Raw genomic sequence first — 15,285 nt, 5'->3', positions numbered from 1 at the left:
CTCAGCGCTCCTTCACCTTGTTGAGGTATTTGACATAGATGTTGGTGATCGCCAGCACCATGATCAGCACGATGTAGGCGAGCGCGCAGGAACGCCCGGTCTGCCATTCCTGGAACGCCATCTTGTAGAGCCGGATCGAGATCAGCTCGGCCGTCGGCTGGCTGGTCAGGATGTAGGCGAGGTCGAAGGTCTTGAACGCCTCCATGGTGCGGAAGATGACCGCGATCATCAGGATCGGCGCAACCAGCGGCAGCGTTATGCGGAAGAAGGTGTAGAATGGCCCGGCCCTGTCGATCGCGGCTGCCTCGTAGAGATGCTTGGGCACGGCCGACAGGCCGGCCAGCGACAACAGCATGACGAAGGGCGACCACATCCAGATGTCGGTCAGCGCGACCGCATAGAGCGCCATTTTCGGATTCGACAGCCATTCGAAGGTGCCGAGGCCCAGCGCATAATTGATGATGCCGAAGGACGGATCGTAGAGCAGCTTCCAGAACAGGCCGACGACGGCCATCGACAGCATCATCGGCAACAACAGGAGCGTCGTCAGCAGGCCCTTGAGCGGAATGTCGCGGTTGAGCAGCATGGCCACGCCGAAGCCGACGAGCAGCTGGCCGGCGACCGAGATGATGACGTATTTTGCGGTGATGGCGAAGTTGGACCAGACATAGGGATCGCTGAGCAGGTCGCGGTAGTTTTGCAGCCCGACGAAATTCGCCGCCGCGCTGGTCGAGGCGCGGAAATCGGTGAACGAATAGCCCAGCGAATAGATCAGCGGGAAGATGTTGAAGACGATTAGAAACAGGATCGTCGGGATGATGAAGAGATTGCGGATCGAAATGTCGCTTAGACCGCGAGCGGCGGCCCGCGAGGACCTGTCCAGCGTGGTGATCATTGTGGTCGCCAAGACCCTGCTCCCAGTTCAGAAATCAGAAAGATTTCAAAAATCAGAAAAAGAAACGGAGGAGGCACGAACGCCCCCTCCGTGAAACTTCATACTTATTGGCCGCGGCCGTATTTCTTGAAGGTCGCGTTCCAGTCGGCTGCCAGTGCGTCCAGCGTCTCCTTGGCGGTGCCTTCGCCGCCGATCATGTAAGGATAGATGCGCTGGTTAAGCTGCTGCAGCAGTTCCGCGTATTCCGGAACCGCCCAGAAGTCCTTGACCTTGAACATGGTCTCGTAGAACGCCTTGTTGTAGGGCGTGGCGTTCTGGAATTCGGGCGACTTGAGCACGGCGGCACTGCAGGTGTAGCCGCCAAGCGCTGCCCATTTCTTCTGGGTCTCGTCCTTGATGAACCATTCCAGGAACTTCGTCGCCTCTTCCTGCTTCTGCGAGTAGGAAACGATGGAGATGCCCTGACCGCCGAGTGCGGCGAACTGGTCGCCGCCAGGTCCGGCTGGATTGGCGAAGAAGCCGGTGTTCTTGGCGTTCGGGTTCGACGCCTCGTTGATCAACGAGGGGAAGAACGCGAAGTAGTTCATGCTCATCGCGGCCAGGTTTTCAGTGATCGCCTGGTTGTCCTCGACGAAGAACGACTTGGCCCAGCCCGGAGGCGTGAACTTGTAGAGTTCCTTGTAGGCGTCGAGCGCCGCGATCGCCTTGTCGGAGTTGATGAAGCCATCGACCTTGTAGGTCTTATAGTCACCCAGCTCGCCGCCGAAGGAAAACAGCGCGTTTTCGAAGCCCATCGCCATCGCGTCATAGGAATTGTCGGTGTAGATGGCGATGCCGTATTTTTTCTGGTCCGGCCGGTAGAAGAATTCGGCGATGTCGCGTAGCGCCTTGAAATCCTTCGGCACGTCGAGATCGTAGCCATACTTGGCCTTGAAGGCTTCCTTTTCCTTGGGGTCTTCGAACCAGTCCTTGCGATAGGACCAGCCGACGGCGTCGCCTTCGAGCGGAATGGCCCAGTACTTGCTGCTGCCGCCCGGATATTCGGCATAGTATTTCACCGTGGCCGGTGCCATCACTTCACCGACCTTGTGCTTGTTGAAGAAGTCGGTCAGGTCGACATAGTGGCCACCGGTCGAGCCGGCACCGAGCCATTGCGAGTCGCCGACGACCATATCGTAGGCGTCGCCATGGGCGTTGAACTCGGTGAAGGCCTTGGTCTGAAAGTCGGGCCACGGTGTGGTTTCCACCGTGATCTTGACGCCGGTTTCCTTCTCGTACTCGTTGCCGAGTTCCTGCAGGTAATTGGCCGGATCCCATTCCGCCCAGAAGATTGTAAGTTCCTTTTCCTGCGCGTAGACGGACGTTCCGCAGGCGAGCACTAGGCCGATACCAGCAAGCAAGCTGGTCATTGTCTTGCGCATAATGATTTCCTCCCTTGTGCGCATTCTACCGCTCATGAGAACCGGCATCGAGGCCGGCCCTGGTAGTCCTCCCGTGACGGCACCGCTTCGGTCTGTGAGCCTCCTCGCTCGACCGTAACGGATCTCAGCCTTCACCTTTGATCCGCTTTATTTGTCCTGATCTGGTATTACCAATTTAAGAGGAACGTCAAGCCCTTTCTTGGACGATGGCGGACACGCAGACAAGTTGGCTTCTGCGATATCTGCCTGTTTTCCCTGAATTTTCCTACTCCTTGATACATGAATGCCGTACTTGGGTCGCTGCATCGCTAGTAGCATGAATAGCCAGGTTGAAAATCTGGTCGAACCAGATTGGCGTCATCTCACGGCGGTCGTCGGCGCGATCCCATCTCCTTCAATCATCGATTCGGTCATAGCCGCGCGCACAAGAGCGCCGGCCGCCCATTGCGCAACCGACATCATACTGCGGCTATCCAATCCCCATATATCCTTCAATACGATCAGCATCTCAACACCGAAGATCAATGACAGCGCCTGCGCGAGCCGCTTGAATTCGCGCGGCGGCAACCGGCCTTTGAGTGGCGCGATCGCATCTTTCAAAAGATCGACGCGATGGCCGCGCGTGAAGGCAGGTTCGCCGTCAAGCGTGCCTGCCTGTCGCTGCGCCCACTGGTCGAGCGACAGTTTCAGCGCCGCCTTGAACGTCGCTTCGAAGACCTCGATGCGCGGCATGGCGGTCTCGAACAGCTCGGCGACCCGGCGCTCGGGATCGGCAGAGCTCGATTTCCACGTAAGGATCGGCCCAAGCCCCTCATCGACCACCGCCTGCACCAACGCCGCCTGGCTCGGAAAATACCGATAGGCGGTGGCGCGCGAGACCTCCGCTGCCTCCGCCACCTCGCTGACGGAGGGCGTGGCGCCTGCCTGCATCAGCTTTGTCGCCGTCTCCAGCATGAGACGCCTGGTGCGCACGCGGGCCCCGCGCTCTACTTGGGGGTTCGGCCCTTGGCTGGCATCGTCGTCCATTGCCGCTTGTTGACGTGAGACATTCATGTCAATACGATACGCGTGTCTCAAAAAATTGCAATGGCCCTTCGCGCCGTCGAACGGCCGGGCAAAAAGGGGCGGCAGCGCCGAGCACGCCCAAGACCGGGGAAACGCGATGAAGCGCATCTATGTGGTGGGCACCGCCGACACCAAGGGCGAGGAACTCGCATTTCTGGCCGATGCGGTCGCGGCTACCGGCGCTTCGATTGCCCGTGTCGACATCGGAACACGCGGCGCGACCGTGCCGGTTGATGTTTCGGCAGACGAGGTCGCCAGCCACCATTCCGAGGGTCGCAATGCCGTGCTCGGCGTCGACGATCGCGGCACCGCGGTGGCGGCGATGGCTGCCGCCTTTGCCCGGTTTGTCCAGTCGCGCAGCGATATTGCCGGGATTATCGGCATTGGCGGCGGTGGCGGCACCTCGATCATCACCGCAGGCATGCGCACGCTGCCGCTCGGTCTGCCCAAGATCATGGTTTCGACGTTGGCCTCGGGTGACACCGCGCCTTACGTCGACGTCTCCGACATCGTCATGATGCCGTCGGTGACGGACATGGCCGGCCTCAACCGGCTTTCGCGTGTCGTGCTGCACAATGCCGCCCAGGCGATATCAGGCATGGCGACAAAGCCGGCGCCGCCGCCCGAGGGCAAACCGTCGCTCGGCCTCACCATGTTCGGCGTCACCACGCCATGCGTGACCGCGATCGCCGATGAGCTTCGTTCGACTTATGACTGCATGGTCTTTCATGCCACCGGCACCGGCGGCCGCACCATGGAAAAATTGGCTGACAGCGGCCTGTTGTCAGGCGTCATCGACATCACAACGACCGAAGTCTGCGACTTGCTGCTTGGCGGCGTGCTGCCGGCGACCGAAGATCGCTTTGGCGCCATCGCCCGCACCGGGCTGCCTTATGTCGGCTCGGTCGGCGCGCTCGACATGGTCAATTTCTGGGCGCCGCCGACAATTCCGGAACGCTATCGCGGCCGGCTGTTCTATGAGCACAATCCAAACGTCACACTGATGCGCACCACTGCCGACGAAAGCAGAACGATCGGCGAATGGATCGGTACAAGGCTGAGCCTCTGCCAGGGTCCGGTTCGTTTCCTCATTCCGGAGAAAGGCGTGTCGGCGCTCGACATTGAAGGCGGCGCCTTCTTCGACCCTGAAGCCGATGCCGCTTTGTTCGAGGCGATCGAGCGTACCATCAAACCCGCCAAAACGCGGCGCGTGCTGCGCCTGCCGCTTCATATCAACGACCCCGAATTCGCCTGGGCTGCCACAACGGCCTTCCTCGACATCGCCAGACAGTGAGACACCAAGACATGGCCGCCATACCGCGCAAGAAAATCCTGGAGAAATTCCGCAAGATGATCGCGGACGGCGTGCCGATCGTCGGCGGCGGTGCCGGCACCGGCCTGTCGGCCAAGGCAGAGGAAGCCGGCGGCATCGACCTGATCATCATCTACAATTCCGGCCGCTACCGCATGGCCGGGCGCGGCTCGGCCGCCGGCCTGCTCGCCTATGGCAACGCCAACGAGATCGTCAGGGAAATGGCCTACGAAGTGCTGCCGGTAGTGAAGAAGACGCCGGTGCTGGCCGGCGTCAACGGCACCGATCCCTTCGTCATCATGCCGCTGCTTTTGGCCGAGTTGAAGACGATGGGCTTTTCCGGTGTGCAGAACTTTCCGACCATCGGCCTGTTCGACGGCCAGATGCGGCAGAGTTTTGAAGAAACCGGCATGGGCTTCGGGCTCGAGGTCGACATGATCGCCGAGGCTCACAAACTCGACCTGTTGACCACGCCCTATGTCTTCAACCCAGACGAGGCGCGCGCCATGACGACAGCTGGCGCTGACATCGTCGTCGCCCATATGGGGGTGACCACCGGCGGCTCGATTGGCGCGACATCGGCTAAATCGCTGGACGACTGTGTGAGCGAGATCGACGCCATCGCCAAAGCGGCACGCTCAGTGCGCGACGATATGATCCTGCTTTGCCATGGCGGGCCGATCTCGATGCCGGACGACGCCAGATATATTCTCGAGCGCTGCAAGGGCCTGCACGGGTTCTATGGCGCCAGTTCGATGGAGCGGCTGCCGGCGGAAGCCTCGATCGCCAGGCAGACGGCGGATTTCAAGGCCGTCACGTTCGGCGCTGCGTAGAGACCAGCAAAAAGAAGGGTGGGACGATGACCGACAACAGCAAGGTATTCGTATATCGAAAAGACGTCAGCGCCTTCGGCTTCGACTGGGGCAGGCTGTCGCTGACGGTCGCTCCCGAAGTGAACGGCGCAAAGCGATTTTCCGGTGGTGTCGTCGACCTACCGTCAGGCAAAGGCCATACGCGTCATAACCATCCGGGTGCGGAGGAGATCATCTTTGTCATCTCAGGCGATGGCGAGCAGATGGTCGAGGACGAGAAAGGCAACCCGGTCGTCGAGAAAGTCGGCCCCGGCTGCACCATCTATGTGCCGGAAAGCCGCTTCCACTCGACGCTCAATACCGGCGACGGGCCGATGCAGCTTTTCGTCGTCTATTCGCCGGCCGGGCCGGAACTGGCGTTGCGGGAGTTGCCGGATTTCAGGTTGATCCCGCCGGGCAGATAATGTCACAGGCTGAGGCCAATCTTCATCGCACGAGCGACCCTTGCTAGGTTGTTAGTATCGCTTCCCAGAGCGAGCCTATCCGGCAAAGTGGGGACATCGCGCTCTGATCGGAAAGCATGCACGACGAGTTCGACGTACTCGCCGCCGACGTTCAGATAGTTTGATTGAAAGGAGATTTTGAATGCTCAGTCGCCGGCCCGACGACTCGCATGAGGACCGCTTTTCGCAAAGCGGAACCCAATCGGTTCGAACTCCATGGAGATCTGCTCGCACCCGTCGATAAAGACCTGCTTGGGCAGTTCGCGTTCCATATCGGCAAATGCTCGCTGGTGTGACCAATTGTTTGCTCGGACGAGGTAATCTCAAGAACGGGCTAGGTACCAGCGCCTAAGCCGCCCCCGCCCCTGTTCCAGCCCCGGCCCCGATCGCCGAACATGACGTAGCCGGCATCGGTCACCGCCACCGTGTCCTCCAGCTTGATGAAGCCGCGCGTCGGGTGGAGCATGGTCGTCTCGACCGAAAGCACCATGTTCTTCTCCAGCGGCTTTGCGGCATAGGTGCCTTCATATGTCACCGGATGGTTGGTCATCAGGAACGGCGCTTCATGCGTGATCAGCCCCATGCCATGCGCGAAAAAATCAGTATAGGCCGCAACCTTGGATTTCTTCAGAACGCCTTCGGCATGAGAAATCATGTCACCGCCCAGCGTGCCCGCCTTGACCTTGGAGAAGGCCGCCTGCTGCACTGTCTCGATCTCGGCCAGCAGATCCTCGAGTTCGGCGTCAGGGTCGCCCAGCACGCCCATGCGGCAAAGATCGCCGATATAGCCGTGGTAGTTGCCGCCGGAATCGATCGACATCACCTCGCCCTTCCTCCACGCCTGCTGCGAGGCGGCGCGGTTGTGGCTGGAGCCTAGCGTCAACAGGCAATATTCGAAATGCGCGCCGCGATTGGTCTCCTCGCGCCTGAGCTGTTCGATGATCTCGCTCTTGGTCGTGCCTTCGCGTGCCCAGCCGATGGTCGCCAGCATAGAATCGGTGATCAGTTCGGAGGCGATGCGCAGCTTTTCCAGCTCCGCCTCGGTTTTGATTGTCCGCATGCGCTCCAGCATATCAGTCGCATCGATCAGCTTGGCATCCGGCAGCGCGTTGCGGATCAGCATATAGGCGTCGGACGGCAGGAAGGCGGGCTCGATGCCGATGCGGGCATTGCCCTTGCCGATCTTTCGCAAATGCTCGACTGCCAGATTGGCGGCATCGAGCGTACCCCAGCAGGCGGCATGCAGTGTCGGCGTCCAGAATGGATGATTCTGGTGCTCGCCGCCTTCCATGCGGTTGCCGATGTAGGCGGCATGCTCCGGCCCACCTTTCTCATAGACGACGACAGGCAGATAACGGCTGTGGCCGATTGCATCCATGGCGGCGAAGAAGATGAACTTGTAGCCGCCAAGCAGATATTGCGTGTTGTGCTTGGAGGTGGCGAGCAGCACGTCGATGCCGGCCTCCTCCATCAGCCCGTCCACCCTGGCCTGGTCGAACGGCACGCTGCCGACGGCATTCTTGCCTCGGGCAATGTTCATGTCTCTCTCCCTGAAATCCCTTAGCCGGCCGCTCGCCGGCACCGGCTTTTCCGGCTCTGAACCTCGGCTATGCTTAAATCTGCATCATTTTGCCCGATCTGGTCCAGCCAGAACGGGCGAACCAGCCCCAAAAGCTGCTCCACCTGCTGCACTTTACTCCAGTCTGGTCCTGCTAGAGCCGCGCGTCGAACCGTTTTCTGTACAAGTGGTCCAGCGGACGGAAATTTCAAAGCCACATAGAGATGCGCCAATTCCGTCTTTGGCGAAACCCCGCACAAGGCCCATAATCAGCTTTGCAGGATGCTTACGAGCGTCCGAGGGGTACGGCGGACCCGGCCGGGTCCGAGGAGAGGACGGAGTTCGATCATGCCAGAGTTCACCATTTCCAGACGTACAATGCTGGCCGGTTCGGCATTGCTGTTGGCCTCCACCGCCATGCCGACGATCGGCTCGGCGCAGACGCCGAGAAAGGGCGGACGACTGGTTGTCGCCGCCGATTCCGAGCCGCGCAATCTCAATCCGGCGATTGTCGCCTCGAACGGCGTCTTCTTCATTTCGAGCAAGATCGTGGAAACCTTGGCCGAGGCCTCCTTCGGCGGCAAGGACGGGCTCGATCCGCGCCTGGCGCTCAGCTGGGAAGGTGCCGCCGACGGCATGGCGGTGACGTTCAAACTGCGCGAGGGCGTCAAATGGCATGATGGGAAGCCATTCACCTCAGCCGATGTCGCCTTCTCGGCGCTGCAGGTCTGGAAGCCGCTGCAGAACCTCGGCCGCACCGTGTTCAAGGATCTGAAGGCGGTCGACACGCCGGACGAAACCACCGCCGTGTTCAAATTCGCCAAGCCGACACCGTTCCAGCTGATCCGCAACGCCTTGCCGGCGCTGAGCAGCGTGGTGCCCAAGCACATCTACGAGACCGGAAAGATCGAGGACAACCCGGCCAACAACGCCCCGGTCGGCACCGGACCGTTCAAATTTGCCGAACACAAGCCCGGCGAATATTACCGGCTGGAGAAGAACACCGACTATTGGGGCAAGGACGAGCCCTATCTCGACGAGATCATCTATCAGGTGCTGCCGGACCGCACGTCGGCGGCCAGCGCCCTGGAAGCCGAAGAGATCCAGCTCGCCGCCTTCTCCGCCGTGCCCCTGGCCGATCTCGACCGCATCTCCAAAGTGCCCGGTCTCAAGGTGATCACCAAGGGTTATGAAGGGCTGACCTACCAGCTCGTCGTCGAGATCAATCATCGCCGCAAGGAGCTGGCCGACCTGAAAGTACGCCAGGCGATCGCTCACGCCATCGACAAGGATTTCGTCGTCAAGACGGTATTCCTTGGCTATGCCGCCACCGCCACTGGCCCGGTGCCGAAAAACGACCCGCAATTCTACACCGCCGACGTGCCGACCTACGCCTTCGACGTCGCCAAGGCCAACGCCTTGCTTGACGAGGCCGGCTACAGCCGAGGTGATGACGGCAAGCGCTTTTCACTGAGGTTGCTGCCGGCGCCCTACTTCAACGAAACCAAGCAGTTCGGCGACTATCTGCGCCAGGCGCTCGCCGCCATCGGCATCGACGCCCAGCTGGTCAACAACGACTCTGCCGCGCACATCAAGGCGGTTTACACCGACCACGCCTTCGACCTTGCGGTCGGGCCGCCGGTGTTCCGTGGCGATCCGGCGATCTCGACCACCATCCTGGTGCAGAGCGGCATTCCCGACGGCGTGCCCTTCTCCAACCAGGGTGGCTACAAGAATGCCGATCTCGACGCCCTGATCGCCAAGGCATCGGAGACGCTCGACACCGCCGCCCGCACTGAACTCTACAAGGAGTTCCAGAGAAAAGTTGCCGCCGACCTGCCGCTGATCAACGTCGCCGAATGGGGTTTCATCAGCGTCGCCCGCGATACGGTCAACAACATCGCCAACAACCCGCGCTGGGCGGTATCGAACTGGGCGGACACTTGGCTGGAGGGGTAAGGAAGTCTCTCCAGACTTGCGCGCCGCTTGTGTGGGTGCTCAGCTTCAGCGATGAGAGCTTTTTCGCGCCCCCCTCTGTCCTGCCCTCTTTGCCACCACTTGGCATCTCCCCCACGAGGGGGGAGATCGGCTGTCATTGTCGCTTTCGCCAATCTCCGGCGTTGCAAGACGGCCGGCAACGCCGAAACTGCCAATCTCCCTGCTTATGGGGGAGATGTCCGGCAGGACAGAGGGGGGCGCCGTAGAGGGCGGCACCGAAGACTTGGCTCTCCTATTGGCGTTGCGCCATGACCCGCGCCGTCATCCTCCTTCGCCGCCGTCTCGTCGGCAGCATCTTCGTGCTGCTGATTGTCGTCATCGGCACGTTCCTGTTGCTCGAAGCCGCTCCCGGCGACGCGGTCGATGCCTACATCGTCTCGACCGGCGGCGACGCCGGCATGATCGAGTTGTTGCGTCACCGCTGGGGGCTCGACCAGTCGGAACTGACACGGCTCGCCAATTATCTTTGGGCGCTGCTGCATCTCGATCTCGGCCAATCGGTCAGCTTTTCGCGGCCGATCCGCGATGTCATCCTCGGGCGCCTGCCCAACACGCTGCTGTTGATGGGCAGCGCCACCGCGCTCTCCTTCGGCCTCGGCTCGGCGCTCGGCATCTATGCCGGCGCCAGACCCGGCAGCTTCCGCGATCGCTTCCTCTCCATCGGTTCGCTGGCGCTCTATGCCGTGCCGGGCTTCTGGCTCGGGCTTGTGCTGATCATTGTCTTCGCCGTCGACCTGCACTGGTTTCCGATCAGCGGCATCGAGAGTATCGTCTCGGCCAGGACCGGCCTCGATCGCGCCGCCGATATCGCCCGCCATCTCGTCCTGCCGGTTTCGGCGCTCGGCTTCATTTATCTCGCGCTCTATCTGCGCATGATGCGCGCCGGCATGGCCGAGGTGTGGCGACAGGACTTTGTGCTGGCCGCCCGTGCCAGGGGACTTTCCCGCCGTCGCATCGTGCTCGCCCATGTCGCACGCAACGCACTGTTGCCGCTGGTCACCATGCTCGGCCTGCAGTCGGCGCAAATGCTGGGCGGCAGCGTCGTGATCGAGAGCGTCTTTTCCGTGCCCGGCCTTGGCCGACTGGCGCAGGAAGCGGTGGCCGCGCGGGATACCCCACTACTGCTCGGCATTATTCTCACCAGCGCTGTCCTGGTCGTCATCATCAACCTTCTCGTCGACATCGCCTACGCCTTCCTCGATCCGCGCGTCGGCGCCAGTGAGGCCGGCGCGTGAGCCCGCTTCGCCGCTTTCTCCGGACCCCGGAAGCGATCGCCGGCGCGGTCATCCTGGCGGCGCTGTTTGCCGTGGCGCTTGCCGCACCTTTGTTCTTTCCCGGCGATCCGCAGGCCATTGCCGGGCCGGCGTTGCTACCGCCGTTCCAGGACTGGTCGTTGCCACTCGGCACCGACCGCCTCGGCCGCGACGTGCTAGCCGAGCTTCTCCACGGCGCCCGCACCTCGCTGGCGGTCGGGCTGGCAGCAGCAGCCGTCGCCCTTGCCGTCGGCGCCGTGATCGGCACGTTGGCCGGTTTTGCTGGCGGCGTTGTCGACGAGATGCTGATGCGCATCGCCGACGCGTTCCAGACCGTGCCAGCCTTTCTGCTGGCTTTGGCTTTCGTCAGCATCGTCGGGCCGTCGCTCGGCGTCGTCGTCGCGGCGATCGCGCTTGGCGCCTGGACCGGACCGGCACGCGTCGCGCGGGCCGAAGTGCTGTCGATCCGCGAGCGCGATTTTGTTGCCGGCGCCCGCGTCATCGGCATGCATCCGTTGGAGATCGCCTTTCGCGAGGTGCTCCCCAATGCGCTGCCGCCGGTAATGGCTTTGTCGTCGGTGATCGTCGCCGCGGCGATTCTCACCGAAGCGGCATTGTCCTTTCTCGGCCTCGGCGATCCCAACCGGGTTACCTGGGGCGGCATGATCGCCGAAGGCCGCGCCGTGCTGCGCACCGCGCCCTTCCTGTCGATTATTCCGGGCGTAGCGCTCGTGCTCACCGTGCTCGGCGTCTATCTCGCCGGCGAAGGCGTCGTCGAGACCACGGCGATGAGGAGGAGCCTGTCGTGACGGCGCTTGCTTCGATCCGCAATCTGACGGTGACCTATCGCCGCGACGGCGCCGAGGTAGCGGCGCTGAAGAATGTCGGCTTCGACATCACCGCCGGCGAGCGCTTTGCCATCATCGGTGAAAGCGGTTCGGGCAAGAGCACGCTGGCGCTGGCCATTGCCGGGCTGCTGCCGGCCACCGCCAGGATCGAAGGCCGCATCGATTGGCTCTTGCGTCCGCCGCCAATGTTTGGTGCCAAGGCACCCCCCTCTGTCCTGCCGGACATCTCCCCCTCAAGGGGGGAGATCGGTAGTTTCGCAGCCGGTTCCTTTCCGCCAGCTTCGGTGATTGGCGAAGGCACAGATGAAAGTGCAATCTCCCGCCTTGAGGGGGAGATGTCCGGCAGGACAGAGGGGGGTGCGACGGGACGCCGACCATTCGTCATTGCGACAAGCCACACCCCCATCGGCGGCCGCGATATCGGCTCGTTTTCCAGGACCCATCCGCCAGTCTCGACCCGGTGATGCCAATCGGCAAGCAGATCGCGGAAGTCGCGTGCACTCATCTCGGCCTCAGTTGGCGAGACGCCTATGCCAAGGCAAAAACCCTGCTCGAGCGCGTCCGCCTGCCCGATCCGGACGCTGCCCTCTGCGCCTTCCCGCACCAGCTCTCCGGCGGCCAGAAGCAGCGTGTGGCGATCGCCGCGGCGATTGCTGCCGGTCCGAGATTGCTGATCGCCGACGAGGCGACCAGCGCGCTGGATACGATCGTGCAGGCCGAGATCGTCGGGCTGATCCGGCGACTGGTGGCCGAGGACGGTATGACGCTGCTGTTCATCAGCCACGACATTGCGCTGGCCGCTGAGCTGGCGGAGCGCATCGCGGTGTTCCGGCATGGCGAGCTGCTCGAGCTCGGTTCGACAGCCCAAATCGTCAATGCGCCGCGTCACGCATACACTCGTGTGCTGCTTGACGCTCATCTCGGCCTCGACGCCGAGCCGCTGTTGCGGCGAACATGACCGACCCGCTGCTCGCCGTTTCCGGCCTGACCAAACGATACAGTCGCGGCGGCAAGATCATCGCCGCGGTCGACAACGTTTCCTTCCACATCGACCCCGGCGAGACGCTGGCGCTGGCCGGACCTTCCGGCAGCGGCAAGTCGACGATAGCTCGTCTAGTGCTCCGGCTCATCGAAGTCGATACCGGCCGTATTGAATTTGAAGGCAGCGATTTCCTGTCGCTGAACGGCGCTGCCTTGCGCGGCCGGCGCGCCCGTCTTCAGATGGTGTTTCAGGATCCGCTCGCCGCCTTGAACCCACGCGCCACAGTCGCGCGTGTGCTTGACGACCCCTTGCGCATCCATCACATTGCCTCTGGCCCCGAGCGCGCGCGCCATATTGCAGCTCTGCTGGAACGCGTCGGCCTCAGCCCCGGTCTCGCCGGCCGCGCCATTCACGAAATTTCCGGCGGCCAACGCCAGCGCGTTGCAATCGCCCGCGCCATCGCCACGAAACCGTCGCTGGTCGTGCTCGACGAGGCCGTGTCGGCGCTCGATGTTTCGGTGCGCGCGCAGATCCTGCAGCTGCTGCTTGACCTTCAACGCGAGGAACGCATCGCCTATCTGTTCATTTCGCACGATCTCGGCGTCGTCCGTGCCATCGCCCACCGGGTCACTATTCTGGAAGCCGGGCGCATTGCCGAGAGCGGCGATGCGCGCAGCGTCATCGACGCGCCGCAATCCGCGATCGGCAAGGCGCTGGTGGCGGCAGCGCCAAGACTGTCAAGGATCGAACGGGACGCATCATGACCGACGCCGAAGCCCGAGCCGAAAAACTGTCGCGCGAACTCGATTCCGCCTTCCGCAACCGCGCCGATCTCTATCGTCTATTCCTCGACGAGCTAACCGCGGAGTTGGGCGCGGAAAAAGCCGAGGCGATCATGATCCGTATCATCGAACAACGCGGCAAGGAGGTTGCGGCGGCGGCCTTTGCCGATTTCGGCCCAAACGACGCACCGGCGATCGGCGAGGCGTTCCTCGCCGTCAGCCCGGATGGCGGTCGCATGTATCCGACCGACGTCGAACGCGGTCCGGACCGCATCGCCTTCAAGGTCAGGCGCTGTCCGCTGAAGGACGCCTGGGTCGAGGCCGGCGTCGGCGACGAGAAGCTCGCCACACTCTGCCGTATCGCCGGCGCCTTCGACCGCGGCCTGTTCGAGGCCACCGGAGTGCGCTTCGACAACGTCACCTGGACGCCGGGCCACGGTTCCGGCTGCTGCCACATCGCCTTGACCAACCGGGATGCCGGTTAGAGCTGCATCCATGCAGCACAGTTAGGTGCCGGCAGGACGTGGAACTCCGTCGCGGCGCGCGAGCTTCGGTGTTTGGCAGCACGCCCCAAAACAAAGAAACCCGGCGCCGTAAGGCTACCGGGGTTTTTGATGCTCGCATGCAAGGAATTTGGTTGCGGGGGCTGGACCTTCCTTGGTGTCTCGCTGTGCCTGCTTCGTGCGAGGCCTGACGGGGATCGAACCAATCGGCCAGCAAAACGAAAACGGCCCGCACAAGGCGGGCCGTTTTCGAATTTGGTTGCGGGGACAGGATTTGAACCTGTGACCTTCAGGTTATGAGCCTGACGAGCTACCGGGCTGCTCCACCCCGCGTCAACCCAAAAGGTAAGCCTTGGCTCACCGGATTCAAGCTTCCGCCAAATGAAAGGGCCGCTTGCGCGGCCCGATATCCCGTTGGCGGGCCTTTTCGTAAGGAGAAGATTAAACAACGTGCGCTTGGCAGACCTGGCAGCGACCTACTCTCCCGCGTCTTGAGACGAAGTACCATCAGCGCTGGAGCGTTTCACGGCCGAGTTCGGAATGGGATCGGGTGCAGCCGCTCCGCCATAACCACCAGGTCGGCAAAACGCACGTTGCTCGAGAAGCTGTTTTCTGTGCCATCCATCTCGGCGCAATCCAAGGATTGTCACCAGAAATGGGCATTAGGAATGAGAACGATCAAGCCGATCGAACTATTAGTACCGGTAAGCTTCAAGCGTTGCCGCTCTTCCACACCCGGCCTATCAACGTGGTCGTCTTCCACGGTTCTCAGGGAATACTCGTTTTAAGGTGGGTTTCCCGCTTAGATGCCTTCAGCGGTTATCCCGTCCGGATATAGCTACCCTGCTATGCGGCTGGCGCCACAACAGGTCCACCAGAGATCCGTCCATCCCGGTCCTCTCGTACTAGGGACAGATCCTTTCAATATTCCTACACCCACGGCAGATAGGGACCGAACTGTCTCACGACGTTCTGAACCCAACTCACGTACCGCTTTAAATGGCGAACAGCCATACCCTTGGGACCTGCTCCAGCCCCAGGATGCGATGAGTCGACATCGAGGTGCCAAACAACCCCGTCGATATGGACTCTTGGGGGTCATCAGCCTGTTATCCCCGGCGTACCTTTTATCCGTTGAGCGATGGCCCTTCCACGCGGGACCACCGGATCACTATGACCGACTTTCGTCTCTGCTCGACTTGTCAGTCTCGCAGTCAGGCAGGCTTATGCCATTGCACTCAGCGAACGATTTCCGACCGTTCTGAGCCCACCATCGCGCGCCTCCGTTACTCTTTAGGAGGCGACCGCCCCAGTCAAACTACCCACCATACATTGTCCCGGACCCGGATAACG

At 61.9% G+C, this 15,285-nt stretch carries 12 protein-coding genes, 1 tRNA gene, 2 rRNA genes and 1 pseudogene (1 of these 16 only partly in view); 9 read left to right on the top strand and 7 right to left on the bottom strand.

What is annotated here, in order from left to right; translation table 11 throughout:
* Window position 1: 1 nt before the first annotated feature.
* The 3 genes from NKJ20_RS20315 to NKJ20_RS20305 all read right to left on the bottom strand — a co-directional run bounded on the left by NKJ20_RS20315 (window position 2) and on the right by NKJ20_RS20305 (window position 3,369).
* A complete protein-coding gene (locus NKJ20_RS20315; RefSeq protein WP_254816733.1) occupies window positions 2-907 on the bottom strand; it encodes a carbohydrate ABC transporter permease in 906 nt (301 codons plus the stop codon).
* 92 nt (window positions 908-999) lie between these two features.
* Window positions 1,000-2,316, bottom strand: coding sequence for an ABC transporter substrate-binding protein (locus NKJ20_RS20310; protein ID WP_352448404.1), 1,317 nt, complete (start codon window positions 2,314-2,316; stop codon window positions 1,000-1,002).
* A 357-nt stretch (window positions 2,317-2,673) separates the two neighbouring features.
* Window positions 2,674-3,369: a TetR/AcrR family transcriptional regulator gene (locus NKJ20_RS20305; protein ID WP_502894974.1), complete on the bottom strand. Its 696-nt coding sequence runs from the start codon at window positions 3,367-3,369 to the stop codon at window positions 2,674-2,676.
* A gap of 109 nt (window positions 3,370-3,478) precedes the next feature.
* Here NKJ20_RS20305 and NKJ20_RS20300 point away from each other — a divergent pair, with 109 nt between their 5' ends.
* Genes NKJ20_RS20300 through NKJ20_RS20290 form a run of 3 tightly spaced genes read left to right on the top strand, consistent with a single transcriptional unit; the run spans window position 3,479 to window position 5,969 of the window.
* A complete protein-coding gene (locus NKJ20_RS20300; RefSeq protein ID WP_352685844.1) occupies window positions 3,479-4,675 on the top strand; it encodes a Tm-1-like ATP-binding domain-containing protein in 1,197 nt (398 codons plus the stop codon).
* Between the two features lie 11 nt (window positions 4,676-4,686).
* Window positions 4,687-5,526 carry a phosphoenolpyruvate hydrolase family protein gene (locus tag NKJ20_RS20295; RefSeq protein WP_352746355.1) on the top strand — a complete coding sequence of 280 codons (840 nt, stop codon included), beginning with the start codon at window positions 4,687-4,689 and terminating at the stop codon, window positions 5,524-5,526.
* 26 nt (window positions 5,527-5,552) lie between these two features.
* A complete protein-coding gene (locus NKJ20_RS20290; protein ID WP_352746352.1) occupies window positions 5,553-5,969 on the top strand; it encodes a cupin domain-containing protein in 417 nt (138 codons plus the stop codon).
* A 373-nt stretch (window positions 5,970-6,342) separates the two neighbouring features.
* On the opposite strand, the gene NKJ20_RS20285 is transcribed toward NKJ20_RS20290, so the two are convergent.
* Window positions 6,343-7,548 carry a M24 family metallopeptidase gene (locus NKJ20_RS20285; protein ID WP_352746350.1) on the bottom strand — a complete coding sequence of 402 codons (1,206 nt, stop codon included), beginning with the start codon at window positions 7,546-7,548 and terminating at the stop codon, window positions 6,343-6,345.
* Between the two features lie 366 nt (window positions 7,549-7,914).
* Here NKJ20_RS20285 and NKJ20_RS20280 point away from each other — a divergent pair, with 366 nt between their 5' ends.
* From NKJ20_RS20280 to NKJ20_RS20255, 6 genes and pseudogenes are all read left to right on the top strand, one after another.
* Window positions 7,915-9,525 carry an ABC transporter substrate-binding protein gene (locus tag NKJ20_RS20280; protein ID WP_352746347.1) on the top strand — a complete coding sequence of 537 codons (1,611 nt, stop codon included), beginning with the start codon at window positions 7,915-7,917 and terminating at the stop codon, window positions 9,523-9,525.
* 287 nt (window positions 9,526-9,812) lie between these two features.
* On the top strand, window positions 9,813-10,799 hold the full coding sequence (locus NKJ20_RS20275; protein WP_352746345.1) for an ABC transporter permease: 987 nt from the start codon (window positions 9,813-9,815) through the stop codon (window positions 10,797-10,799).
* Window positions 10,796-11,626: an ABC transporter permease gene (locus NKJ20_RS20270; protein WP_352746342.1), complete on the top strand. Its 831-nt coding sequence runs from the start codon at window positions 10,796-10,798 to the stop codon at window positions 11,624-11,626. Before NKJ20_RS20275 ends, NKJ20_RS20270 begins: the two co-directional genes overlap by 4 nt.
* Window positions 11,623-12,623 (top strand): annotated as a pseudogene (locus NKJ20_RS20265) (ABC transporter ATP-binding protein). Before NKJ20_RS20270 ends, NKJ20_RS20265 begins: the two are co-directional and overlap by 4 nt.
* The gene (locus NKJ20_RS20260) at window positions 12,620-13,411 is read left to right on the top strand and encodes an ATP-binding cassette domain-containing protein (RefSeq protein ID WP_352743062.1); all 792 of its coding nucleotides are present in this window, start codon (window positions 12,620-12,622) and stop codon (window positions 13,409-13,411) included. Before NKJ20_RS20265 ends, NKJ20_RS20260 begins: the two are co-directional and overlap by 4 nt.
* Window positions 13,408-13,914, top strand: coding sequence for an L-2-amino-thiazoline-4-carboxylic acid hydrolase (locus NKJ20_RS20255; RefSeq protein WP_352577383.1), 507 nt, complete (start codon window positions 13,408-13,410; stop codon window positions 13,912-13,914). The genes NKJ20_RS20260 and NKJ20_RS20255 overlap by 4 nt, the downstream gene beginning before the upstream one ends.
* A gap of 274 nt (window positions 13,915-14,188) precedes the next feature.
* On the opposite strand, the gene NKJ20_RS20250 is transcribed toward NKJ20_RS20255, so the two are convergent.
* From NKJ20_RS20250 to NKJ20_RS20240, 3 genes are all read right to left on the bottom strand, one after another.
* Window positions 14,189-14,265 (bottom strand) — tRNA-Met (locus tag NKJ20_RS20250).
* A 130-nt stretch (window positions 14,266-14,395) separates the two neighbouring features.
* A 5S ribosomal RNA gene (rrf, locus tag NKJ20_RS20245) occupies window positions 14,396-14,510 on the bottom strand.
* A 96-nt stretch (window positions 14,511-14,606) separates the two neighbouring features.
* Window positions 14,607-15,285: ribosomal RNA gene (locus NKJ20_RS20240) — 23S ribosomal RNA — on the bottom strand (it continues 2,120 nt past the right edge of the window).

Source organism: Mesorhizobium sp. M0185, from assembly GCF_040322175.1.
GTDB lineage: Bacteria > Pseudomonadota > Alphaproteobacteria > Rhizobiales > Rhizobiaceae > Mesorhizobium.
This window is presented reverse-complemented; position numbering and strand designations above follow the sequence as displayed.